The 23,321-nt window shown below is 63.5% G+C and carries 26 protein-coding genes and 2 riboswitches; of the genes, 14 read left to right on the forward strand and 12 right to left on the reverse strand.

Annotated elements, in window-relative coordinates; translation table 11 throughout:
• Positions 1-4: 4 nt before the first annotated feature.
• From FIU85_RS14630 to FIU85_RS14645, 4 genes are read right to left on the reverse strand one after another with little or no spacing between them, the layout of a single operon-like run.
• Complete coding sequence (locus tag FIU85_RS14630) at positions 5-349, reverse strand: hypothetical protein (protein ID WP_152497429.1); 345 nt, start codon at positions 347-349, stop codon at positions 5-7.
• A complete protein-coding gene (gene cbiB, locus FIU85_RS14635) occupies positions 336-1,271 on the reverse strand; it encodes an adenosylcobinamide-phosphate synthase CbiB (protein WP_152493713.1) in 936 nt (311 codons plus the stop codon). The genes FIU85_RS14630 and cbiB overlap by 14 nt, the downstream gene beginning before the upstream one ends.
• Positions 1,268-1,681, reverse strand: a complete 414-nt coding sequence (locus FIU85_RS22225; protein WP_216648876.1) for a hypothetical protein — start codon at positions 1,679-1,681, stop codon at positions 1,268-1,270. The genes cbiB and FIU85_RS22225 overlap by 4 nt, the downstream gene beginning before the upstream one ends.
• On the reverse strand, positions 1,678-2,310 hold the full coding sequence (locus FIU85_RS14645; protein ID WP_254702912.1) for a histidine phosphatase family protein: 633 nt from the start codon (positions 2,308-2,310) through the stop codon (positions 1,678-1,680). The genes FIU85_RS22225 and FIU85_RS14645 overlap by 4 nt, the downstream gene beginning before the upstream one ends.
• Here FIU85_RS14645 and cobU point away from each other — a divergent pair.
• From cobU to FIU85_RS14660, 3 genes are read left to right on the forward strand one after another with little or no spacing between them, the layout of a single operon-like run.
• Complete coding sequence (gene cobU / locus FIU85_RS14650; protein WP_152497430.1) at positions 2,310-2,840, forward strand: bifunctional adenosylcobinamide kinase/adenosylcobinamide-phosphate guanylyltransferase; 531 nt, start codon at positions 2,310-2,312, stop codon at positions 2,838-2,840. The two genes, FIU85_RS14645 and cobU, sit on opposite strands and share 1 nt — an antisense overlap.
• Entirely contained in the window at positions 2,824-3,840 is a 1,017-nt protein-coding gene (gene cobT, locus FIU85_RS14655; RefSeq protein ID WP_152497431.1) for a nicotinate-nucleotide--dimethylbenzimidazole phosphoribosyltransferase, read from the forward strand. Before cobU ends, cobT begins: the two co-directional genes overlap by 17 nt.
• Positions 3,837-4,562 carry an adenosylcobinamide-GDP ribazoletransferase gene (locus tag FIU85_RS14660; RefSeq protein WP_152497432.1) on the forward strand — a complete coding sequence of 242 codons (726 nt, stop codon included), beginning with the start codon at positions 3,837-3,839 and terminating at the stop codon, positions 4,560-4,562. The genes cobT and FIU85_RS14660 overlap by 4 nt, the downstream gene beginning before the upstream one ends.
• 19 nt (positions 4,563-4,581) lie before the next feature.
• On the opposite strand, the gene bluB is transcribed toward FIU85_RS14660, so the two are convergent.
• Positions 4,582-5,256, reverse strand: coding sequence for a 5,6-dimethylbenzimidazole synthase (gene bluB, locus FIU85_RS14665; RefSeq protein WP_152497433.1), 675 nt, complete (start codon positions 5,254-5,256; stop codon positions 4,582-4,584).
• A 263-nt stretch (positions 5,257-5,519) separates the two neighbouring features.
• A riboswitch (cobalamin riboswitch) is annotated at positions 5,520-5,726 on the forward strand.
• A 35-nt stretch (positions 5,727-5,761) separates the two neighbouring features.
• On the opposite strand from bluB, the gene FIU85_RS14670 reads away from it, so the two are divergent.
• The 3 genes from FIU85_RS14670 to FIU85_RS14680 all read left to right on the forward strand — a co-directional run bounded on the left by FIU85_RS14670 (position 5,762) and on the right by FIU85_RS14680 (position 7,215).
• Positions 5,762-5,938, forward strand: a complete 177-nt coding sequence (locus tag FIU85_RS14670) for a CbtB domain-containing protein (protein WP_082631025.1) — start codon at positions 5,762-5,764, stop codon at positions 5,936-5,938.
• A 4-nt stretch (positions 5,939-5,942) separates the two neighbouring features.
• Positions 5,943-6,644 carry a CbtA family protein gene (locus tag FIU85_RS14675; protein WP_152497434.1) on the forward strand — a complete coding sequence of 234 codons (702 nt, stop codon included), beginning with the start codon at positions 5,943-5,945 and terminating at the stop codon, positions 6,642-6,644.
• A 73-nt stretch (positions 6,645-6,717) separates the two neighbouring features.
• Positions 6,718-7,215 (forward strand): hypothetical protein, encoded by a 498-nt coding sequence (locus FIU85_RS14680; RefSeq protein ID WP_152493707.1) that lies wholly within the window; start codon positions 6,718-6,720, stop codon positions 7,213-7,215.
• Here the strand turns inward: FIU85_RS14680 and FIU85_RS14685 are convergent.
• The 7 genes from FIU85_RS14685 to FIU85_RS14715 form a co-directional block, all read right to left on the reverse strand.
• Positions 7,205-7,543: a DUF1636 family protein gene (locus FIU85_RS14685; RefSeq protein ID WP_152493706.1), complete on the reverse strand. Its 339-nt coding sequence runs from the start codon at positions 7,541-7,543 to the stop codon at positions 7,205-7,207. The genes FIU85_RS14680 and FIU85_RS14685 overlap by 11 nt on opposite strands.
• Positions 7,544-7,635: 92 nt before the next feature.
• Positions 7,636-8,637, reverse strand: coding sequence for a hypothetical protein (locus FIU85_RS14690; protein WP_152497435.1), 1,002 nt, complete (start codon positions 8,635-8,637; stop codon positions 7,636-7,638).
• Entirely contained in the window at positions 8,624-9,286 is a 663-nt protein-coding gene (locus FIU85_RS14695; RefSeq protein ID WP_152497436.1) for an adenosylcobinamide amidohydrolase, read from the reverse strand. The genes FIU85_RS14690 and FIU85_RS14695 overlap by 14 nt, the downstream gene beginning before the upstream one ends.
• Positions 9,283-10,041 carry an ABC transporter ATP-binding protein gene (locus tag FIU85_RS14700; protein ID WP_152497437.1) on the reverse strand — a complete coding sequence of 253 codons (759 nt, stop codon included), beginning with the start codon at positions 10,039-10,041 and terminating at the stop codon, positions 9,283-9,285. Before FIU85_RS14700 ends, FIU85_RS14695 begins: the two co-directional genes overlap by 4 nt.
• On the reverse strand, positions 10,038-11,021 hold the full coding sequence (locus FIU85_RS14705; RefSeq protein WP_152497438.1) for an iron ABC transporter permease: 984 nt from the start codon (positions 11,019-11,021) through the stop codon (positions 10,038-10,040). The genes FIU85_RS14700 and FIU85_RS14705 overlap by 4 nt, the downstream gene beginning before the upstream one ends.
• Positions 11,018-11,872 carry an ABC transporter substrate-binding protein gene (locus FIU85_RS14710; protein ID WP_152497439.1) on the reverse strand — a complete coding sequence of 285 codons (855 nt, stop codon included), beginning with the start codon at positions 11,870-11,872 and terminating at the stop codon, positions 11,018-11,020. The genes FIU85_RS14705 and FIU85_RS14710 overlap by 4 nt, the downstream gene beginning before the upstream one ends.
• 1 nt (position 11,873) lies before the next feature.
• A complete protein-coding gene (locus FIU85_RS14715) occupies positions 11,874-13,817 on the reverse strand; it encodes a TonB-dependent siderophore receptor (RefSeq protein WP_152497440.1) in 1,944 nt (647 codons plus the stop codon).
• A 124-nt stretch (positions 13,818-13,941) separates the two neighbouring features.
• Positions 13,942-14,153, reverse strand: a riboswitch (cobalamin riboswitch).
• A 485-nt stretch (positions 14,154-14,638) separates the two neighbouring features.
• On the opposite strand from FIU85_RS14715, the gene FIU85_RS14720 reads away from it, so the two are divergent.
• The 8 genes from FIU85_RS14720 (at position 14,639) to FIU85_RS14755 (ending at position 23,307) form a co-directional block, all read left to right on the forward strand.
• Positions 14,639-15,786 (forward strand): IS3 family transposase gene (locus FIU85_RS14720; RefSeq protein ID WP_152497441.1). Its coding sequence is split into 2 segments (ribosomal slippage): positions 14,639-14,891 and positions 14,891-15,786, totalling 1,149 coding nucleotides; the frame shifts between segments, so codons are not numbered across the junction.
• A gap of 486 nt (positions 15,787-16,272) precedes the next feature.
• Complete coding sequence (locus FIU85_RS14725; protein WP_152497442.1) at positions 16,273-17,508, forward strand: transporter substrate-binding domain-containing protein; 1,236 nt, start codon at positions 16,273-16,275, stop codon at positions 17,506-17,508.
• Positions 17,509-17,585: 77 nt separating this feature from the next.
• Positions 17,586-18,455 carry an urea ABC transporter permease subunit UrtB gene (urtB, locus tag FIU85_RS14730; RefSeq protein ID WP_152497443.1) on the forward strand — a complete coding sequence of 290 codons (870 nt, stop codon included), beginning with the start codon at positions 17,586-17,588 and terminating at the stop codon, positions 18,453-18,455.
• A 12-nt stretch (positions 18,456-18,467) separates the two neighbouring features.
• Positions 18,468-19,571 (forward strand): urea ABC transporter permease subunit UrtC, encoded by a 1,104-nt coding sequence (gene urtC / locus FIU85_RS14735; protein ID WP_152497444.1) that lies wholly within the window; start codon positions 18,468-18,470, stop codon positions 19,569-19,571.
• Positions 19,572-19,573: 2 nt separating this feature from the next.
• Positions 19,574-20,302 carry an ABC transporter ATP-binding protein gene (locus FIU85_RS14740; protein ID WP_152493695.1) on the forward strand — a complete coding sequence of 243 codons (729 nt, stop codon included), beginning with the start codon at positions 19,574-19,576 and terminating at the stop codon, positions 20,300-20,302.
• A 2-nt stretch (positions 20,303-20,304) separates the two neighbouring features.
• Complete coding sequence (urtE, locus tag FIU85_RS14745; protein ID WP_152493694.1) at positions 20,305-21,006, forward strand: urea ABC transporter ATP-binding subunit UrtE; 702 nt, start codon at positions 20,305-20,307, stop codon at positions 21,004-21,006.
• A 52-nt stretch (positions 21,007-21,058) separates the two neighbouring features.
• On the forward strand, positions 21,059-22,102 hold the full coding sequence (locus tag FIU85_RS14750) for an aliphatic amidase (RefSeq protein ID WP_152493693.1): 1,044 nt from the start codon (positions 21,059-21,061) through the stop codon (positions 22,100-22,102).
• Between the two features lie 68 nt (positions 22,103-22,170).
• Positions 22,171-23,307, forward strand: coding sequence for an AAA family ATPase (locus FIU85_RS14755; protein ID WP_152497445.1), 1,137 nt, complete (start codon positions 22,171-22,173; stop codon positions 23,305-23,307).
• Positions 23,308-23,321: the final 14 nt, after the last annotated feature.

A 23,321-nucleotide genomic window follows, 5' to 3' on the forward strand; every position in this document is an offset into this window, starting at 1 on the left:
TCTTCTAGTTGCGGCCAGCGGGTCTGCGGCAGCAAGCCATAGCGATGGCGCGGGCCGGTTTGGCCAGCCATGGCACCACCTGGAGCGCGCCTTGCACGCTATTCCACGTGGCCACGCAAAGGGAAGTTTCATAGGTTGCCACGGCATTGAGCAACCGCGCCAGGTCGGATTTGCGCGGCAGCGCTGCGCGGGCTTCGTCGGTAATGCGCGGAACCTGGTGGGGTTCAGGATTGATGCCGGTCGACAGATCGAGCCAGTCGGCGGGGGCGCCGCCCAGCCTGACAACGGCTGTTTCAACGTTGCCGTTGTGATGCAGGAGTGCCGTCCTGATGGTCTTAGAGCAGCGCAAGACCGACCAGCACAAGGGCGCAAAGTGCCATAGCGCGCCGGTAGAGCGACAAGGCGCGTTTCAGATCTTCGGGGGTCGGATCGGGAGCGGAGCCGTTCAACCAGGGCTCGTCGGTGGGACGACCGTCATAGATGCGCGGACCGGACAGCCGGACGTTCAGCGCACCGGCCATCGCGGCCTCGGGCCAGCCCGCATTCGGAGACCGATGCCGCGGCGCGTCCCGTCGCATCACGTGAAGCGCGTGAAAAAGCGCCCCCGAGGCCAGTGCGAAGATGAGGCCGGTCAGCCGGGCGGGAAGCCAGTTCACGAGATCATCCAGCCGGGCGGCGGCTTTGCCGAACGCCTCGAAACGGTCGTTGCGGTGGCCGATCATGGAATCCATCGTGTTGATGGCCTTGTAAATTGCGATGCCGGGCAGGCCCAGGATCACGCCCCAGAAGATCGGGGCAACGATTCCGTCGGAGGTATTCTCGGCAAGGCTCTCGGTGGCAGACCTGGCGATGGCCGGCGTATCGAGCTTGGTCGGGTCGCGCCCGACGATCATGCTGACGGCATGGCGCGCGGCGGGCATGTTTCCGGCGGCCAGCGGGTGTGCGACGGCGGCTACATGCGCGTGCATGGAGCGCATGGCAATGAGCGGCCAGGCCAGCACCGCGCCGATCATCGCACCGACCCACCCATGGGGCAGGATAGCCTGACCGATCAGGGCGGGTAGGCCGGCGAGCAGGGTTATCCAAAGGACCGTCACGCCCCCGGCCAACAGGCGCCGACGGCGGGACCCGCGATTCAGCCGGTGCTCGGCCATTGTGATGGCCCGGCCAAGCCAGGTGACCGGGTGGCCGATACGGGCGTAGAGCCGGTCGGGCCAGCCGAAGGCGAGGTCGAGGGCCAGGGCGCCCAGCATCATAAGGGCGAAACTCATGCGCGGCCTGTATCGAAGCTGAGAATGGTTTTGAGCCGCGCTTCTTGCAGCTCGGATGGGCCGCATGGCGGGTTGGTTCCCGGCGCAAAGGTCAGCCCGCGGGTGGAGCCGGTATGCGCGCGCACCATGCCCACGGTACCGAGGCCCCTTGCGAGGTCGGCCATCGGATCGCAAGGGCCACGTCGCGCTTTGCAGCGAGGCGCGGAGTCCGAGGCGAGGGCGGCGTCGCTGCGCAGGTCGCCTGTCTTGGTCGCTACTGCCCGGCCATCGGTGAAAGGAAAGGCCTCCTCGGACGGGGCCGCGACACGCAACGGCGAACAGGCCAAGGTGATCAGGGCCACCTGCCCCGAAGGACCGAACCGCCCATGAAGCCATTCTCCGAAATGGCCGCAGATCGTGACATACCTCATGTGCGGTTGACCTCGATCACCGAGAGCGGGCTGTCGGGGCCGCAGCGCAGGCGCGTCACCGACAGGTGCGCCACCTCGAATGCCAGACCGCCGGGGGCGTGCCCGGTCACGAAGCCGAGCGCGGCGCGGATCACGCCGGCATGGACGACCAGGGCCACCGGGCCGTGCAGCGCGGCATGGCGCCCGTGCTCGATCAGGGCGGGTGTCACACGCGCGCAGAGGTCGTTGAAACTCTCGCCGCCTGGCGATCGGTGCGCCGCGAGTGCCGCGCTGTCCAAAACGCCGATGTCGGGTAACAAGTCAAAGGCCAAGCCGTCATGCGCGCCAAAGTCCTGCTCCCAAAGGCGTGCGTCCTGCTCGCAGGCACCGAAAAGCGCATTGGCCGTCTGGCGGCAGCGTTGTGCCGGACTGCTGATGACCCGGGTGATATAGGCCAGCCGATTTCTGAGCGCCGCGACCGCGGTGTCGTCGAGGACGGCCGCAACATCGGTGCGGCCATAGAGATGCCCCGGATCGGCCACGGGGGCGTGACGGATCAGGACAAGCTCTGGCCGGGGGGGCGCAACGGGTTCCAGGACGTCGCCTTTCAGCTTTCTTTTTTCCTCGAAAAATGCTTTCCCACGCTGCAATGAAAAAGTCGATACTCATCACCGGGGGCGCGCGTTCCGGCAAGTCGGCATTGGCCGAGCGGATGGCTTTGCAGCCCGCCGGACGGGCCATCTATATCGCGACCGCGCGTCTGCACGCAGGCGACGACGAGATGGCCGAGCGCGTGGCGAAACACAAGGCGCGGCGCGGTGCGGCGTGGGAGGACGTTCATGCGCCGACCGATCTGGCCGGGGGGTTGCAGGACACCGACGGCAGCGTGCCGCGGCTGGTCGATTGCCTGACGCTCTGGTTGACGAACCTCATCCTCGAAGACAGTGACTGGCAGGCCGAGACCGACAGGTTGGTCGAAACGCTGGCAAGCCAGGCCGCGCCGGTCGTTTTCGTCACCAACGAGGTGGGGCAGGGGATCGTGCCCGAGAACAAGCTGGCCCGGCTGTTCCGCGATGCCGCGGGTTACGTGAACCAATCCGTGGCGCAGGCCTGTGACGAGGTGTGGCTGACCGTGGCGGGCTATCCGATGAAGGTGAAGCCGAATGACCATTCTTTCTGACGTCTCGTCGCTGGGCGAGGTTGCCGGGCTTGCCGGGTCTTTGTCCGTAACGGATAAAGACGCCGGCGAGGCGGCGCTGGCGCGCCAGAACAGCCTGACCAAGCCGCCGGGCGCCTTGGGACGGCTGGAGGAGCTGGCGATTTTCATGGCGGGCTGGCAAGGCACGGACCGGCCCGCCATCGCCAGCGCGCAGGCCCTTGTTTTTGCCGGCAATCACGGCGTCTGCGCGCAGGGAGTCAACCCCTTCCCGCAGGACGTGACGGCGCAGATGGTGGCGAACTTTGAAAATGGCGGCGCGGCGATCAACCAGTTGTGCCGCGCAAATGGAGCCGAGCTGTCGGTGATTGCGCTGGAGTTGGACCAGCCGACCGCGGATATCACCGCCGGGTCGGCCATGTCAGAGGCTGAGACGCTGGACGCCCTGCGCCGAGGGGCTGCGGCCGTTGATCTTGGCGTCAGTGTGCTGATCCTCGGCGAGATGGGCATCGGAAACTCGACCATTGCCGCCGCGATGGCCAAGGGCGCCTTCGGCGGAGAGGCGGCGCTTTGGGTGGGCAAGGGGACGGGATCGGATGACGCCGGGGTCACGCGCAAGATCGACGTGGTGACACGCGCCTGCGCGCGTCATTCGGACGCCAGAGGTCTGGAAATCCTTGCCCGGCTCGGCGGGCGCGAACAGGCGGCGATCTGTGGCGCCGTGCTGGAAGCGCGGGCGCGGCGCATTCCGGTCATCCTCGACGGTTTCATCTGCACGGCGGCGACGGTGCCGCTTTTTGCCGCCGACCGTCGGTTCCTGGACCATTGCCTAGTCGGGCATGTCAGCCGCGAGCCGGGGCACGCGCGGCTTCTGGCGGAACTGGGCATGCGGCCGATCCTGTCGCTGGACATGGCGCTGGGCGAAGGCTCGGGCGCGGCGATTGCGTTGGGCGTGTTGCGCTCGGCGCTGGCCTGTCACAACGGGATGGCGACCTTTGCCGAGGCCGGGGTGTCGGGTCAATGAACCTACGTGCGCGCGTTGCCGAGTTTCAACTGGCACTGATGCTGCTGACCCGGCTTCCGGCCGGGCGGATCGGTGACGACCCGCCGACGATGCTGGCCGCGCGGTGGGCGTTCGTTCCGGTGGGGGCAATGGTCGGCGCCCTGACGTGGCTGGTTTTCAGCTTGGCGGCGGCGGTCGGCGCGTCAAACCAGATATCGGCCCTGTTGGCGCTGGGCGGGCTGGCGCTGGTCACCGGAGCGCTGCATTTCGATGGGCTTGCGGATTTTGCCGACGGCCATGGTGGCGGACGTGACAAGGCGCACGCGCTGGAGATCATGCGCGACAGCCGCATCGGCAGCTATGGCGTGGTTGCGATGGGGGTGGTCGCGGCCCTGTGGGCGGTGTCCGTTGCCGACGCCGATCCCGGCCTTTGTGCGTTCGTCGGCGCAGCCATGCTGAGCCGGGGGGCAATGGTGGCGGTGCAGGAGAGCCTTGCGCCGGCCCGCGCGGATGGTCTGGGGCGCAGCGCGGCGGGGCGCAGCAAGGCCGCGCGCGGGGTTCTGGCGGCAGTGGCGGTCGTGGCGCTGGTGGTTGCGCCCTGGGCGCTGCTGGCCTGTGCGTTGGTGACGGCGGCCATCGGCTGGCTGGCGTGGCGCAAGATCGGCGGGCAGACCGGCGACGTTCTGGGGGCTGTGCAATTGCTCTCGGAAACCGCAATTTGGGTGGCGCTGGCGTGTCTTTGAGGGCCCTTTGGCTGGGCTGTCAGTCCTGCCAGCCCTCGTGCATGATCAGGTCATCGAGCGATATCCGCTGCCGCCAGCCCTTGGCTGCCAGTTCGGGCTGGTCGTATAGCTGATCGACATATCCCACGCAGAGATAGGCAACCAGCTCGACATGTTCGGGAATGCCGAGCATGGTGGCGATTTCCTGGTGATCGAAAATGCTGACCCATCCCACGCCGATCCCCTCGGCGCGGGCGGCGAGCCAGAGATTCTGCACCGCGCAGACGGTCGAATACAGATCCATGTCACGGTTATGCGTGCGGCCCAACACCACCTTGCCGCCGCGGGTGCGGTCGCATGTGACCACGATATTGAGCGGCGCTTTGGTGATCCCTTCGAGCTTCAGCGACCTGTAGGCGGACTGGCGTTCATCGGGAAACATGGCGGCGGCTTCTTCGTTGGCGCGGCTGAAGATGCTGTGCACCCGTGTTCTGAGTTCGGCATCACGCAACAGGATGAAGTTCCATGGCTGCATGAAGCCGACGGACGGCGCAGCATGGGCTGCTTCGAGAACCCGGCGCAGAGCTTCCTCGTCGATCGGTTCGGGCAGAAACTCGTTCCGCACGTCGCGGCGCGCTGCGATTATGTCATACAGGCTTTGCCTTTCCTGCGAGGAAAAGATGCGTGCCGGAGTTGGCCTGGGTTGATCCGCCATGGAGCGCCTCTGCGATAGATGCTGCGACGTGTGAGCGACCCTTTCGGAGGGCGGTATCCTTTGAAGTGCGTCGGCAAGCGGCATTGCTTTGAGGCCCGGCGCGGCGATTGTCTTGTCTATGTCAGAGTGGGGCGGGACTTTGCAAGCCTGACACAGAGTACGTTTCCAAGTCGGGCCGGGACGTTCGCCTTGCGGTTTGGTCGCTGGGATTGAGATTCGCCTATCGTTTTGCGTTGTATTGTTGACAGGTGGCAATGCTTGCTAGACTAACGATGGTGATCAGTTCCATTTCCGCAAGAAATGGAAAACAGGGAACGCGGTGCGCCTGATAATATTCGGCAATTCCGTGGCTGTCCCCGCAACTGTAGGCGGCGAATCAGGCTGAATACGTCACTGGAGCACTCCGGGAAGGCCAGCCAGACGATGAAGACCCGCAAGCCAGGAGACCTGCTGATCACGACCGAAACCACAAGGCCTTCGGGTGTGAAGGCAAAGAGGTAGTACTATGACTGCAAAGACTGCAACCGCCGCACAGACAACATCGGCCTCCGGGCTGGTTTCGGTGATCGCCATCGCCGCGCTGGGCCTTGGCGTGATCTTCGTGGCAGGCCACGTTCAGGCCGCGACGCTGCACGACGCGGCGCACGATGTGCGTCACGCCACCGGCTTCCCCTGCCACTGAACCGGTGTTTACGCGTCTGCTGACCAGCGCCTTGTTCGCTGGCGCTGCCGCAGGGTTGATCATCGCCCTGTTGCAGCTTTTTTTCGTGCAGCCGGTCCTGCTTCACGCAGAGCTTTATGAAGGCGGCGAGCTGGTGCATTTCGGGACCGACTCGACCGTTTCGGCCACGCCGGATTTGCCGGGCTTCGATGCCGTGCGCGACGGGCTGAGCATCGTCTTCACGATGCTGATCTATTCCGGTTACGCGATGGTTCTGGTGGCGCTGATGTCGCTGGCCGAAAACCGTGGTGCGGCGATAAACGCGCGCACGGGCCTGATCTGGGGGGTTGCCGGGTTTGTCGCGGTGCACCTTGCGCCGGGCTTTACCCTCGCGCCGGAAGTTCCGGGCGTGGCTGCTGCCGATGTCTACGAGCGCCAAGTTTGGTGGTTCGCAACCGTGCTGACGGCGGCCATTGCCATGTGGCTGATCGCGTTCAGCCGCAACTGGGCCGGGTGGGGCGCCGCTGTGGTGCTGTTGCTGGCGCCGCATGTCATCGGTGCGCCGGAACCCGAGGTCTTTACGGGACCCGTGCCGACAGAAATCGGCGCCTTGTTCGCATCGCGCGCGCTTGGGATCGGATTGGCGGCCTGGGTCATGCTAGGAGCCTTTGCGGGTTTCTTCTGGTCGCGCGAAAGCGAAGCGGCCGGCCAGGCTCAGACCGCCTGATACCGGCAGATCACATTCCGGGCGCGTGCCTTGCGCGCCCGCCTTCTTGTTAAGGCTGAATTTGGACCCGATCATGGACCGTTCCATTCCGATGCTTCTTATCGGCCTTGTTTTCGGCGGGGGCATCGGGTTTGCGGTCGCCGCGGCGAACGGTGTCACTTTTGACGGGCATGATCATGGCGACCCAGCCCATCATGGCGGTCACGAGCAACACGCCGGGGCAGGCATGCACGATCACGGCGACATGTTGTCGGTTCCGGCAGGCGCCGATGCGCCGACGCTAAAGATCGAGGTGACGCCCGATCCGTCCGCCGGATGGAACCTGCACATCATGACCGAGAACTTCCGGTTCTCGCCGGAGAATGCCAGCCGTGACCATGTCCCGGGCGAGGGACATGCCCATGTCTATGCCAACGGCGTAAAACTGGCGCGGGTCTATGGCCCCTGGATGCATCTGGATACCCTGCCCGAAGGCGAGGTAGAACTGGAAGTGGCATTGAACAGCAACGATCACCGGCCGCTGGCCGTGGACGATACGCCGGTTGCGCGGACCGTCACGCTTAGCAACTGAGCGCCGGGACACGCCCCACCAGACAGAACCTAAGCCTGCCGCAGGGCTGCGCGTCCTCGATCCAGCCGTCTGGGGTAGCAAGGTAGGCGTGCAAGGTTGCGACGATATCTTCTGCATCCGCCGCCGGATCTACCCCGTTGAAGAAGTATGTGGCCCGGCCCGGGCCCTGCATGGCCATGGAAACCGGACTGGCACAACCATTCATGCACCCGCGTTCGACGACCATCACCGTTTTCGCCAGACCAGAACCCGTCAGTTTTGCATGCAGATCCAAGAGGTCTGATGGACCGCAGTTCTGACAGAAATGAACAGTGGCGGAGGGCGGCATTCGGTTTCTCGTTTGGTGTCTGCCCCAAGAGGCATACAGATATCTGCCAACCGGTCAATTAGGGCGGGATGGTCCGGCGTGGACCTGACCGCTCAGTGCCCAGGATTTTCCGGATCGGCGTCCGCATCGCCGCGGTCGAACGCAACCGCCCAGGCGTTCAGCAGAGGGCTGTCGCCGTGCTGGCGCCGCCACTGTCGGATCGCGTTGCGAAGACCGGCCCGGGCCACGCGGGTGTCGGGTTCGACCCAGGTTTCGGGGTCACGTGCCTCGCGGAGCGCGGTCCACACGCGCTGTTTCTGGTCGACGTAGTCCTGGGGGCCCCAATCGGACAGCAGCGCCTGGAACGCCGCGAATGCCGTCTCGTCAAAGTCCTGCTCCTCGCCGAGGCGTCCCATGACGGGACTGTTCGGGTGAAAGCCACAGCAGGGCACCCAGCCGTCGGGAATGGGCGTGTTGGCGGAATGGGTCCGATTGGCACGCAACAGCTTGGGCAGCACATGGGTGTGTGGCCCCTCGGGCGAGGTGCCGCCGGTGTCCGGTCCGCCGATCATCTGGTAGACTTCGACCCGGCCAAGGCGGGTCAGGGCGACGCGATGCGGATGCGCCTTCAGGATCGCACCCATTGCCGGGTTGTCCTGTTCGAAAAGCGAGCGCCCGGCGTTCGCGCGGAGAGTTTCCAGCAACGCCGGGTCGGCGGTGCGGATGCAGAAATCGACCTGCGGCTGGGCGAGGCCCATGTCGAAGATGACCGCCTCTCGGTCTTCATCGCGGATCGAATGCGCGTCGGGGCCGAGTTCGGTCAAAACATCCCGCCGGTTCATCGAAGCGGCGTCTTCGGGCAGGCAGAGCGAGACCGCCTGCGTCCAGCGGTGGGATCGGGGACTGAGCGTCTCGTAGGCAACTGGCCGAACGCCATCCAGTGTGTCGATACGGATGCCGCCGCGCGTTGTGACCTGCTGCAATGCTGATGCTTCGGTCGCCGGGGGATCGCCCGCCACTTGGTGAAATTCTGCAATCGCGCCGAAAGAGCCCATGTTCCATCCCGCATTCGGGTCGTTCAGCCCGTCCTTCAGTACGGCTTCAAGATGTTGCATCGAACATTTCTCCTCTTGTGGCCAACCATTGGCGTGCGCCGTCCAGAACGGCGGAATAGACGGCGCGGCCCGCGGCTTCGCCGATTTCGGTGTGAAGGCCGGCATAGCGTGTCTGCCCCGGCAGCGCCGCGACGGCAATGCAATCGGTTCCGGTCCCGGTGGCGCGACCGGGCGCGAGTGGCATGTCCACGTCCATCACAGCAGCCGTGCGCGCCTGAACCGCGATGCTCATGGCCTCGATGAGCGCGACGTCGGTAAGGCGGCGGTTGAGACGGAGTGCTATGTTGATGGTGCCCCAGTGTTCGTTTTCGAGAGCGGTCCTGTGACCGACGCGCTCGGCGTTGCTGAGACCCACGGTTGCGACGGCCTGCGCCTCTGTCGCGCCAACGGTGGCGACGGCGTGGGTGAAGCTGCCAACATCGCGGGAGGTCAGGACGGCCACGGCATCCTCGGAATTTCGCACTGCAAGCTCGGCTTGCAGCCAATCATGGGCGTCAAGGTCCTGTGTCAGGTCCGCGTCGCGCACTTCGCGCCAGACAATGCGGCGGGCGTGGACAAGACCGGGCCTGTGGACGGCCCAGCTAAGCACCTGCATCTCTTGTCCGAGATCGAATTCCAGCCAGGGGCGGTGGAGGGAGACGCCGTTCATTGCAGCACCTCGAGCGGCTGGAAAACGAAGCCCTTGTCGGTGTCCTGAAACCATGCCGTCACGCCGAAAATCTCGGCGAGGCGTCGGTCGGTCAGGACATCGGCGGGCTTGCCGTCCGCAACAAGCCCCTTGTTGCCCAGCATGATCAGACGGGTGCAGTGGCGGGCGGCAAGCCCGAGGTCATGCAACGACACCAGGGAGGATTTGCCGGTCCGTGCCAAGGCCGCGAAGGTCTGCATGGTGGAGATCTGGTGGGCGGGATCGAGCCCGGCGATCGGCTCGTCCGCGACAAGCAGCGGAGTTTCCTGTGCCAACGCCCGGGCGATCAGCACGCGGGCCTGTTCGCCGCCCGAAAGCTGCGTGGCATCGCGGTGGCGAAACTCGGTCAGCTCCATCCAGTCGAGTGCGTCGTCGACGGCCTTGCGGTCGTGGTCAGCCGGGTTCTGGATAGAGCTGAGATAGGGGGTGCGGCCCAGCATCACCACGGTTTCCACGGTCACCGGCCAGGCGATCTCGCGGGCCTGGGGCATCCAGGCGGCTTGCCTGGCGCGGGCGTTCTCCGACAGGGTGGCGAGGTTGCTGGAGCCGGTGAAGGGCAGCAGGCCGAGCGCGGCCCGCATCAGTGTCGTCTTGCCCGCGCCGTTGGGGCCGATGAGACCGACGAACTCGCCTGTCCCGATCTCGAAACTGACGTCGCGCAGCACATCGCGATTGCGCAAAGAGACCGTGAAGTCCTTGACGGACAGAAGGCTCATATCCGTTCCTTTCGCAGCTTCAGGATGAGATGCAGGAACAAGGGCGCGCCGACAAGGGCGGTCAGCACGCCAAGCTTGAGGTCGCGGGCGGGCAGGATGACCCGCACAGCAATGTCGGCGGCCAGGACCATGGCCGCGCCGCCAAATGCCGAGGCCCAGAGCAGGCGCGAGGGATGCGCCCCGACCAGGGGGCGCAGGAGGTGCGGGACCACGAGGCCGACAAAGCCGATGGCGCCCGCGACCGCCGTGCCCGCGCCGACCACGCAGGCGGTGCCAAGTACGAGCAGCAGGCGCAGGCGAACAAGGCGGATGCCCATGGCCGCCGCCGCATCCTCGCCCAGCGTCATCGCGTCGAGGCCACGTCCCAGGCCGGCCAAAAGGGCAAAGCCCACGGCCATGAAGGGCAGGGCGAGCCACACATGCGTCATCGAGCGGTCGGTGAGCGAGCCCATCATCCAGAAGACGATTTCATTCGCGGCGAAGGGGTTGGGCGAGAGGTTGAGCACCAGCGAGGTCAGCGCCCCGGCCAGGGCAGAGACCGCGATGCCGGCCAGGATCAGGGTCAGGGACGTGCCGCGCGGGCCGGCCAGTGACATGACCAGGATCACCCCAAGCAAGGAGCCCGTGAGCGCAGCCAGGGGAAGGCCGAGCGCGAATGCCCCCGCGAGCCCGGTATGGATCGCCAGGACAGCCCCCAGCGCGGCAGAGCCGGAGACGCCGATCAGGCCGGGCTCTGCCAGCGGATTGCGCAGGTAGCCCTGCATTGCCGCTCCGGCCAGCCCGAGGCTGCCGCCGATGAGCACGGCGAGGATGGCGCGCGGCAGGCGCACCTCGCGCATCACCAGCGTCAGGGGGCCGCCATCGCCCAAGAAAAGCGCCGACAGGCTTTGCCTGATGCCGATACCGGCGGGGCCGATCAAGAGCGACGCGGTGAATAGCGCGACGACCACCAGCAGGAGCGACAGGAACAGCGCCCTCATTGCCCGTCTCCGAAGAGGGCTTTGCGATCGGCGGCAAGCTCCTCGATGGCGCGCAGCACGTAGGGTGTGCCGCAGACCCAGTCGCGGTCGGTGATGCTGGCCCGTTCGCCCGTCCGGCGAAGTGTCTCGATCACCGGGTGGTTCATGATCGCTTCTGCACGGGACTCGCCGGGATAGGGCTGCGAGGTGATCACCAGATCGGGGTTGGTGACCGCCAGCACCTCGAGCGGGATCTTCATGCCCGATCCGTACCCGGCCTCTGCCGCGGCGTTCGCAAAACCCGCCGTGATCAGGATCTGGCCCGCCAGCGTCCGTTCCCCCGAGGTGTAGCCGTTGGCGTAGTAAAGCACCGCACGGGGCCGCTGCGCCACGTCAGCCCGCAGGTTGGTCAGACGCGTGTCGAAGTCCGACACCATGGCCTGGGCCGTATCCTCGCGGTGCAGCACCTCGCCCATTTGCAGGATCCGGTCGCGCACGTCGTCAAGCGACGAGGCGGGATCGAACACGACGACCGGGATATCCAGCCGGCGTAGCATCGCTACTGTGGCGCGGGCCGAATAGGTGCCTGCGATGACGAGGTCAGGCTGCATCAGATAGACCTCTTCGGCGAGGCCGTGATTGATGACGTGCTCTTTTGCCTGCTCTGCCATAGCCGAGGAGCGGGCGTCCGCGGCAATATAGGTAACCGAATGCAGTTGACCGGGTGCCGCCAGCATCATCGCCAACTGGTCGGTGCAAAGGTTCATGGAAACGACGCGGTGCGGCGCCTCGGCCGCAACGGGGCTGGCGCCGCACAGCAAAGCTGCGAGGGCCGGTCCGGCAAGGGCCGTGGAGAGACGCCGCACCGTCATCTCAGAAAGTGGCTGTCAGGCCGAAGAACGCCGTGCGGCCGGGGGTCTCGTAGCCGAGAACCTCCTGGTACTTTTCATCCGTCAGGTTCTCGATACGGCCATAGATTTCGACGCTATCTGTCAGCTGGTGCCGCAGTCCGACGTTGACAAGCGTATAGTCCGGCAGGGTCACGGGCACCGATATGAAGCTGGGCGGGAAGAACAGATCGACATTGTTCGCCACGTGCTGCACGTCCATGGTGAACCGCGTGCGGTCATCGGGGAAGTCGTAGCCAAGCTGCAACAGCACCTCGTGTTCCGGGCGGCGTACCTCGGTGCTGCCGTTGGGGTTCTCGGCATCCAGCCACGTGTAATTCAGCCCAAGGTCCAGCCGCGCGTTCACCTGCCAGGTCGCACCGATTTCCACGCCTCTGCGGTCGCTTTTTCCGGCCTGGTTGAAGGGTGTCAGGCTGCCGGTGCCAGGATCGACGGTGGACGAGATCTCGTTGGTCAGCTCGTCATCGAAATAGGTGACGTCAATCAGGCCGCGCCCGCCTAGGAATTGTTGTTCCACACCGAAATCCCAGCCTTCGCTCTGCTCGGGTTCCAGGTTCGGGTTGCCAATGAAGTTGTTGGAAAAACCGAATTGTTCGAACATGGTCGGGTTCTGGACGCCTGTGCCGTAAGAGGCGTGAAGTCGCGTGGTCTGACTGGGCAGCATGTACGACACACCGACAGCGTAGGTCGTAAAATCCTCGAACTCGTCGTTGAAATCATGCCGGACGCTGGCCTGCACATCAAGACTGTCGGTCAGGTTGCCCTGGTATTCCGCCACGAGGGCGGTCTGCTCGCGCGTCTGTTTGATCAGCTGGCTGGGTGCGAAGACGAAGGCGGGGTTGTTGTTGACGAACGTCTCCCGCTCCCACTCGGCGCCGAGGGTCAGGATGTGGCGGGCGGTATCGACCGCGCCGCCATCCAGCGCGACGCTGCCCTTGTAGCTGATTTTCTGGCGTGTCTCTGTGGTGTCGCCCGACTGTGCGCCGGTGCCGTTGAAACGATCGGTCTGGATGTCTGCAAAAGACAGATCAAGGCGGTTTCTGAAACGACCGCCGAACGTGTCGAGCTGGGCGTAGATGGAGCCGAAGGTCTCGGCCGTATCGGACCCGGAAAAGTCATCAACGAGGATCTGTCCGGCAGGTGTAAGCGCGGTGTAGATCTGGCCGTCGGAGTCCGAGTCGCTTTTCACGTGCCGTAGCGTGCCGCCGAAGGTCAGGTTTTCGGTCGCGTAATAATGGACGTTGAGGTTGTAGGTCTCGTTGAGATCACCGTCATCCTCGCCATTCAGGCCCGACACGTCATAGCCGCCGGTCTCCCGGCGCGTCGCGGAAAAGCTCAGAGCAAGTTTTTCGGTGCGCTGCCGCAAGGCCAGGCTGACTTGCGTCGTCTCGTCGGTGCCGATCTCGAACCCGGCTTGCCCGCTGAAGCCCGGCTCGGTCGCGCGCTTGGTGGTGATCGAGATCACACCGCCGATGGCGTTCGAGCCGTAAAGTGAGGATTGCGGCCCGCGCAGGACCTCGATGCGCTCGATGTCGGCGCTGAGAAGACCGCTGAAATCGTACTCGCCCTGGCTGGGCGAGGCCACTTCCACGCCGTCGATGATGACCAGCGTGTGGTTGCCTTCGTGGCCGCGCATCCGGACCTGGGTCAGGCCGCCGGCGGGGCCGGTCCGCGAGACGGAAACACCGGGCAGCGAGCGGATGATGTCGACCGCATATCGTGACCCGCGATCCTCGATATCCTCTTCGGTCAGGACAGTACCGGCACGGCCGTAGGCGCTGCCTTCAATCGGGGTCAGACCGCCGGACACGAAGATCGTTCCGAGGTCATATGGCGTGTCCTGCGCAATGGCGGGCTGGGTGAAAAGGGCGGTGGATGCCGCAAGCGCGGCTTTGAATGAGCGTGACATGGCGTGTCCCTCCGGATCTCGCGTGACGCGATGGCTTTTGTTTGTGCCTTTGGAGGGGTGACTCCGCAGACGGTGATATCGTCACCGCTACGGAAAGTCCGTTGTCGAAACGCGCCCCGCGTTCGGACAGGGTGATCACCTCGGCAGGTCTCCTGACTTGCGGGTCAATGCTTGGCCGGGTCTTCCCATCATGCGCCGCATGACAGTGACATGGTCCGGCTTCGCTCTCCGCCTACAGTTGCGGGGGCAGTTGCGGATTGGACGCCAGACGCGTCGCACCGCATTCCCTATTATCCCGCCGGAAAACCGCCGGGAACCGAAGTGAGTCGATGGTTAATGGATGAAATGGTCTGAGAAAAGATAAAAATCGAAGGCTGGAAGGTTTCATCCGCAGCCGGGTGGTACACTGAAGCCCGGGCCCATTCACGTTTCACATGGCAAAGCCGTCGATCCCGAGCTTCTCATTCGGGTGGCGGACCGCTCAGCCTGATCGAAGAACCGGCACGGTCGTTTCCGCGTCGTCCGACACCGCCATGCTATGGACCATTGTCCGAAACCAAATGGCTCAGATCTAGAGAGGCTCCGGTCATGCCCACTGTGGTAACGTCGTGATCGGCGAAATCGGAATGTTCGTCGCGGGTGCTGGTGCCCCCCTGTCTCACCGTGGAGGCGGCCATACGGGCGGGTTCGTAGGAAACACCCTGACGGATTTGATTGAGCCGCGGTCTTGTCCATGACGCTTGGTCTAGATTAGGAAGGATTGAATGTGGACTTGCCCTGGAAAAGTGGAGAGCACCAACTGAGGAACCAGGAGGTGTTCTATGGGAAACGGAAACAGACCGACGCCGGAGTTCCGGCGTGAAGCGGTGCGGCTGGCGCTGACCAGCGGCCGGACGCGACGGGAGGTCGCGGAGGATCTGGGGATCGGGCTTTCGACACTGACGCGATGGCTCAGTCGCGAGCGGGACGCTGGTGGGCCGGTCGAGGCATCGGTCGATCTGCACGCGGAGCTGAAGCGGTTGCGACGCGAGAACGCGGTTCTGAAGCAGGAGCGCGACATCTTAAAAAAGGCCGCAGCCTTCTTCGCGAAAGACGCAAGTCGATGAGCTTCGCTTTCATAGAGGCGGAGAAGGCCAGCTTCCCGATCCGGCGAATGTGTCATGTTCTCGGTGTCAGCCAGAGCGGGTTCTTCGCTTGGCGGGACCGCCCTGCCTGTCATCGCCAGCAGCAGGACATGATCCATCTTGCCCACATTCGAACGGCCTTTGAGCTGTTGAACGGGACCTACGGCAGTCCCCGCATGCACCGCGACCTCGTCGATGAGGGGCTCAAGATAGGGCGGCACCGCACGGCACGACTGATGCGCGAGAACCAGTTGATCGCGCGGCAAAAGCGGCGCTTTAAACGGACGACGGACAGTGAACATGCCTGGCCTGTGGCGCCCAACCTCGTGGCACAAGATTTCGCGGCGGACTGTCCGGACAGGAAGTGGGGGGCGGACATCTCCTACATCTGGACGGCAGAGGGCTGGCTTTACCTTGCCATTGTCTTGGACCTCTTCTCGCGCCGCGTCGTCGGTTGGGCCACGAGTGATCGTCTGAAGCGTGACCTCGCCATCGCAGCCCTGCGCCATGCTCTGGCCGCTCGCAACCCTGAGCCAGGACTGGTTCACCATTCCGACCGCGGATCGCAATACTGCTCGGTGGACTATCAGGCGCGGCTCCGCAAACGTGGCATCTTGATCTCGATGAGCGGGCGCGGGAACTGCTATGACAACTCAATGGTGGAAACGTTCTTCAAAACCATCAAGTCGGAGCTGATCTGGCCGGTCGCCTGGAAATCCCGCCAACAGGCCGAAAACGCCATCGCCAGATACATCGACGGGTTCTACAATCCCGTCAGACGCCATTCATCGCTCGGCTTCCAAAGCCCGATAGCATTCGAGCGAAAGGCCCGCGAAGTGAGCTAAACGCTCTCCACCAAAACCGGGCAAGTCCACTTTTTCATCGTCCGCTGTTGCGGTCATCATCGATGGGTCCTTTCGGGCCCCTCTCTGCACGCGGGTAATTCGCACCCCATGCCGTAGCTGTTTGTGATTTTTGGCAAGGGTTGAGATTTGGGTTGGTGTTGTTGTTCGAATAACGTCATTTGATGGCTGATAAGCTTATCACCATCAGCACTGCAAATGTTGTTCAAGCATCCGTTTCCCTTTGAGCTCGAAAAGGACACGAAACTGTCCACGAGTGATGCATTCGTGCATAACTATTAGATTTTAATAACTAAAATTTTCTTGCAAAATGTGAACCCCTGCTGAACGATGGTTGCAGGCTCAAATGTGAGTCTAAAAAATTCATGAGCAATGAGGCTCTCCGATCGTGACGAAGACGTCGCGGTGGAGGGCCTTTTTTTGTTGCCGATTCAACGGCCGCTCGTAACCAACAGAGGAGATAACCTAATGAAACGTCGCGACTTTCTTGGAGGAGTAGGTGCTCTCGGTGCAGCTGGTGCCCTTTCGGCGCCCGCGCTTCTGACGACCGCTGGGCGTGCCATCGCGCAGGGTGGCGATATTCCCGTCGGTTTGCTGTTTTCACTGACCGGCGCCGTGGCCGTGGTGGAAAGCACTCTGCACGATGCTGCGCTGATGGCGATTGAAGAGATCAACGCCGCCGGCGGGGTGCACGGCCGGCAGTTGCGGCCAATAATTGAAGACCCGGCATCCGACCCAGCGACTTATGCAGACCGCGCTCGGCGCCTGATGATCCGCGACAAATGCGTCAGCGTTTTCGGCTCTTACACCTCGGCGAGCCGGCAGGCGGTGTTGCCGGTGACCGAGCAGCGCAAGAACCTTTACTGGTACCCTACGCTTTACGAAGGCCGCGAGTGCTCGAGAAACGTCATGTATGGCGGCGCCGTGCCGAACCAGCAGCAGGATGACTTGATCGCCTGGGCGATCGAGAATTACGGCCCGCGCTTCTACATGATCGGCAACAACTACGTCTATCCGAAGGAAGAGAACAACTACTGCAAGACCCTGTTGGCCGAACTGGGCGGCGAGGTCGTGAACGAGGAATACGTCCCGCTTGGGCATTCCGACTTCAGCTCGGTCATCAACCGCATCCGGTCCGAGAAACCCGACGTGATCTTCGCCACCGTCGTGGGCGATTCCGACGTGGCCTTCGCCCGACAGTATCACGCGGCCGAACTCGACCCCGCGCAGATGCCGGTGATCAGCCTCACCCGGTCCGAGGTAGAGGTGAAAGCCATCGGCGGCGAAGCGGCGGCCGGGCACTTCTCCTCCGCGCCCTACTTCATGGGCCACGACACGCCCGAGAACGAGGCCTTTGTCGAAGCCTACAAATCCCGCTATGGCGCGGACCAGGTCACGCATTTCGTGTCCGAGGCGGCCTACTTCCAAGTTTACCAGTTCAAGGCGGCGCTGGAGAAGCTAGACCCGGGCAACATCACGCCCGAGACGATCCGCGACGCGGCCGTGGGCCTCACGCTCAACGCGCCGCAAGGCGAGGTGCTGATCGACGAGAACCTGCACACCCACCTTTGGCCCAAGATCGGCCAGTGGCAGAGCAACGGCCAAGCCGAGGTGATCGTGGAATCGCAGGAGCGGATCGCGCCCAAACCCTACGCCGCCTACGAGGGCCAGAGTTGCACCAGCGAAGGTCTCGTCAAGGCCTGACGGTCATCCACTCATAACTGAAACCAACGTCCGGCCCCGACACAAGGGGGTCGGACCCACGGGGAAGGACCGTTTACATGGACGTGCTAGCGAACCAACTCTTTGCCGGACTGAGCATGGCGTCGATCCTGCTCATGATCGCGCTTGGATTGGCCATCATCTACGGCGCGATGGGGGTCATCAACCTCGCGCACGGCGAATTCGTGATGCTGGGCGCCTACGCGACCTGGGCGTTGCAGACCTTCGCGGGCATCGGCATCCTCCCGGCGCTGCCGCTCGTCTTCATTGCGGTCGGCCTCGTCGGCTGGGTGATCGAGAAGGCGGTGGTGCAGAAGCTCTACCACCGGCCGCTGGACACGATCCTCGCGACATGGGGCATCGGCATCATCCTGCAACAATGCGTGCGGCTTGGGATCGGGGCGGAATCGCGCTTCGTCAAGGGGCCGGACATCCTGTCGGGCAATACCGAGATCGGCCCGCTCATCATGTCGAACTACCGGCTCTTCGTGATCGCGCTGTCGATGGTGGTGCTCTACGGGACGTGGCTGCTGATGACCCGGACTGAGTTCGGCATGAAGCTGCGCGCCGTCATCCAGAACCGCGGCATCTCCGAATGCTACGGGATCGAGGCCAAGCGCATCTATTCCATCACCTTCGCTTATGGCGCGGGGCTCGCCGGAATTGCCGGAGCGCTCATCACGCCGCTCTTCAGCACCATCCCGACGATGGGCACGGGCCTCGTGGTCGACGCGTTCCTCGTGGTGATCGTCGGTGGGCTCGGCAGCCTGATCGGGGCCGCATCCGCAGCCGTGCTCATCGGGGAGGCGACCGCCATCTTCTCGATCCTGATGAACGACACATTGGGCCGGATCGCCGTTCTCGCTGGGATCATCGTGCTGATCCGCTTCCGCCCGCGGGGACTCTTCCCCACCGACACCCGCCGCTGAGGAACCTTTCCGATGTCCAGACTTCACTACGACCTCGCCGCCTTCGCCCTCTTCGCCATCATCATCGTCTTCGGTGTGCCGGCGCTGATGGGCTATGACGGGTTCGAGCTCAACACCTTCGCGCGCTACCTAGCCCTTGCCATCGTGTCGATGGCGCTGGCGCTGTCCTGGGGGACCGCGGGGCTTCTCAACCTCGGGCAGGCCGCAACATTTGGCATGGGGGCCTACGCGATGGCCATGCACCTGAAACTCCGCGCGAGCGATGGGTTGCCGGACTTTATGGGCTGGAACAACGTGCCCGCGCTGCCGCTCATCTGGGTGCCGTTCGAATCGCTGGCCTTCACCCTCCTCGCGGGGCTTCTGATCCCGGCCTTCATCGGCGGGCTGATCGCGATCTTCATGTTCCGCGCGCGCATCGCGGGTGTGTTCGTGGCGATAATCACGCTTGCCTTCCTCGTGGCATTTCAGCTTCTCGTCATCAACCAGCAGGGGCTGACCGGCGGGCAGAACGGCCTCACGGGGCTGGCGCAGTTCACGATCATGGGCTGGCGCGTCGATCCCTACAGCACTGTGTTCTACTACCTCGTCGCAGGCTGCCTGACGGTGGCGCTCGCGATCGGCGTCTACCTCACCCACAGCAAGTTCGGCCTCGTGCTGCGCGCCATCCGCGAGGACGCGGACCGCACCCGGTTCTTCGGCTACAACGTCGCCACCTACCAGACGGCCGTGTTCTGCATCTCCGCGGCGCTCGCGGGTTGGGCGGGCATGCTCTACACGATGGTTCTCGAATTCGCGTCGCCCACCTACATGGGCGTTTCCTTCAGCCTCGCCATCGTCATCTGGTGTGCCGTGGGCGGACGCGAATCCGTCATCGCCGCGGCCATCGGAGCGATCATCGTCAACATGCTCGAAGGGCGGCTTTCGGACGTCTTCGTCGAAGGCTGGAACCTCATGCTCGGCGTAATCTTCGTGCTGGTGGTCATGTTCATGCCGCGCGGCATCTACGGGCTGCTCACCGGGATCGGCCAGCGGCTGACAACGCCGCGCCGCACCGCGCGCCGCGAGACCGGCACCGCGATCCCTGACGAGCAACTCGAACCCCAGCAGGAGACGTAACCATGGGCCAACTGCAAGTCACCGACCTGCTGGTCGACTTCGGCGGCCTGCGCGCCGTCGACAACCTGAGCTTCACCGTCAACGAAGGCGAAATCCTCTGCCTGCTCGGCCCAAACGGCGCGGGCAAGTCGACGACGCTCGACCTGATCTGCGGCAAGACGCAGCCGACCGGCGGGTCGATCCGGCTCGACGGCGCGGAAATCTCGCAGATGCTCGAGTTTCGCCGCGCGCGGCTTGGCATCGGGCGCAAGTTCCAGGTGCCGTCGGTTTACAAGGAGCTGACCGTGGCCGAGAACATGTCGGTCGCGCGATCGCACCGCCCCGGGCTTTGGAGCACGTTCACACGGATGGCGCTGTCGGACATGGGCGGCACCGGGGAAATCCTCGATCGCGTCGGGCTGTCGGAGAAGCGCGGCGAGATTGCCGGCAACCTGTCGCACGGCCAGACCCAGTGGCTCGAGATTGCGATGCTGATCGCGCAGGACAGCCGACTTATCCTGATGGACGAACCCACCGCCGGCATGACCGTGCAGGAGACCGAGCGCACCGCCGAGATCTTCCGGTCGCTGAGCGCCACGCACACGCTGATCGTGGTCGAACACGACATGTCCTTCGTGCGCACGGTCGCGGACCGCATCCTGGTGATGAACCAGGGCGCGCTGCTAGCCGAAGGCTCCATCGAGGAGATCGAGGCCAACCAGGCCGTCAAGACCGCCTACCTGGGACACTGATCATGGAACATCTGCAAGCAAGAGACCTCTATTCCTTCTACGGCAAGAGCCCGGTGATCCAGGGCGTGTCCTTCGACCTCGGGGCGGGTGAATTCCTCGCCGTTCTGGGGCGCAACGGGGTGGGCAAAACGACCCTCCTCAAATCTGTGATGGGGCTGACCGACCGCTGCGAGGGCGGGCTCGCCTTCGGAGATACCGATATCCTGAGCTACGCGACGCCGCTGCGAGCGCGGCTCGGCATCGGCTACATCCCGCAGGGGCGCGAGATCATCCCGCAATTCACCGTCCGCGAGAATATACTGATGGGAACCTTCGCGCGCACCGACGGCAAACGCGACATCCCCGAATACCTGTTCGAGATGTTCCCAATCCTCGACGAATTCATCAACCGCCGCGGCGGCGACCTCTCGGGCGGCCAGCAGCAGCAGCTCGCGATCGCGCGGGCGCTGGCGATGGATCCGAAGATCCTAATCCTCGATGAGCCGACCGAGGGCATCCAGCCCAACATCGTCAAGCAGATCGAGGAGGCGATCGTGCGGCTCAACCGCGAACGCGGCCTCGGCATCATCCTTGTCGAACAGAACGTCACCTTCGCACGCGCGGCGTCGGACCGCTTCATCGTGCTCGACAAGGGGCGCGTCGTTCTCGACGGCAAATCCGACGACCTTACCGAAGAGGCTGTCGAAAAACACCTGACCTTCTGACGGGTCAGGGCAAACCACCACCACACGGGATCAACAGGAAAGGACCGAACCCATGAGACACGGTGACATTTCAAGCAGCGACAACACGGTCGGCGTGGCTGTCGTGAACTACAAGATGCCGCGGCTGCACACAAAGGCCGAGGTGATCGAGAACGCCGAGAAGATCGCCGAGATGCTCGTCGGCATGAAGAAGGGCCTGCCGGGCATGGATCTCGTGATCTTCCCCGAATACAGCACCCACGGAATCATGTACGACGAAGACGAGATGATGGAGACCGCCGCCACCATTCCCGGCGACGAGACCGAAATCTTCGCGCGGGCCTGTCGCAAGGCCAATGTCTGGGGGGTGTTCTCGCTCACCGGGGAACGGCACGAGGAGCATCCCAAGAAGACGCCCTACAACACGCTCATCCTGATGAACAACAAGGGCGAGATTGTGCAGAAATACCGCAAGGTCCTGCCGTGGAACCCGATCGAGGGTTGGTATCCGGGCGATCAGACCTACGTGGCCGAGGGTCCGAAGGGCTTGAAGGTCAGTCTGATCATCTGCGATGACGGCAACTACCCCGAAATCTGGCGCGATTGCGCGATGAAGGGGGCAGAGCTGATCGTGCGCTGCCAGGGCTACATGTATCCCGCGAAGGATCAGCAGGTTATCATGTCGAAGGCGATGGCATGGGCCAACAACTGCTACGTGGCCGTGGCCAACGCGGCGGGGTTCGACGGGGTCTACAGCTATTTCGGCCACTCCGCGATCATCGGCTTCGACGGGCGCACGCTCGGGGAATGCGGCGAAGAGGACATGGGCATCCAGTATGCCCAGCTTTCGATCCCGGAAATCCGCGACGCGCGGGCCAACGACCAGTCGCAGAACCACCTCTTCAAGCTGCTACACCGGGGTTATACCGGCGTGCATGCCTCCGGCGACGGGGAGAACGGCGTGGCGGAATGCCCGTTCGAGTTCTACCGCAACTGGGTCAACGACGCTGAGAAGACGCGGCTGCATGTAGAATCCTTCACCCGTTCGACTGTGGGCGTGGCCTGTTGTCCCGTCGGCGGATTGCCGACTGGCGAGAAAGAGAAAGAGGCGGACTGATCCGCCACGACTCGGCGGTGCGGCCCGAACGAGCCGCTCCGCCAATCGTATTATTGTATGGAGTGAATATGCCTTTCCTGACTGATCGGTTGCATGACACACAAAGGCAAGAAAAGCTGGCGGCCGCCTTGGCGGACGAGAATGCACGTGTAACCGGGCGCCCAGTGAATAGGGTCAATCCCGGAAGAGGCCTGGCGTCGCGTTTCTCATTCGATAGCGCCGACATCGAGGCCGAATTACGCGCATCGATCATCGGACAGGAAGAGCCGATCAGCCAGGTGCTGGAGATCCTCAAGGTGGTCCGCGCCGATATCGGTGATCCGCGCAAACCGCTGGCGTCCATCCTCTTTTGTGGGCCGACAGGTGTCGGCAAGACCGAGACCGTCCGCACCATCGCCCGAGCGATGTACGGGGATGCCGACGCGTTTTGCCGGATCGACATGAACACGCTTTCGCAGGAGCACTATGCGGCTGCCTTGACAGGGGCGCCGCCAGGCTATGTCGGCTCAAAGGAAGGCACCACGATCCTTGACCAAGAGAAGATCGAGGGCACCCGGAACCTTCCCGGGCTTGTGCTATTCGACGAGTTGGAAAAGGCAAGCAACGAAGTGGTTCTGGCGCTGATGAACGTGTTCGACAACGGCATTCTCACCGTAGCGTCGGGTGAGCGCACCTATTCGTTTAGAAACAGCCTGATCTTTATGTCGTCGAATCTTGGAGCCCGGGAACTGATGGCGCTCGACGAGGTGGGCGGGTTCAGCCCGCGCGCGCTATGGTCGCGGCTGCTTGCAGCGCACAAGCCGAGGAAAGAACCCGCGCATGATATTGTTATGCGCTGTCTACTGGATCGATTTCCGCCAGAACTTGTAAACCGGATCGATCATGTCGATACATTTAATTGGATCAGCAGCGACAAGATGCCGGAATTGGTGGACGTGGAACTGGCGCGGTTGAACCGACGCCTGAAAAAGCATGATCTCTGGCTTGAAATCTCGGAAGACGTCAAAGGTTTTATCGCAGCAAAAGGCTATGATAAGCGGTTTGGCGCTCGTGGACTTCGCAGGGCAATGCGGCGTTATCTTGAATTTCCACTGGCTGGATATTTGCTTGGCGACCATGGGGACTTTTCGCCCCCTGATGGAAGTGCCATTGTCAGACTCCAAGCCCAATGCCGGGATGAAACCGTTTCGTTTCGGCAGTTTTGAAAGGGATGTGATCT

Origin of the sequence: Roseovarius sp. THAF8 (assembly GCF_009363735.1) — a bacterium.
Lineage (GTDB): Bacteria > Pseudomonadota > Alphaproteobacteria > Rhodobacterales > Rhodobacteraceae > Roseovarius.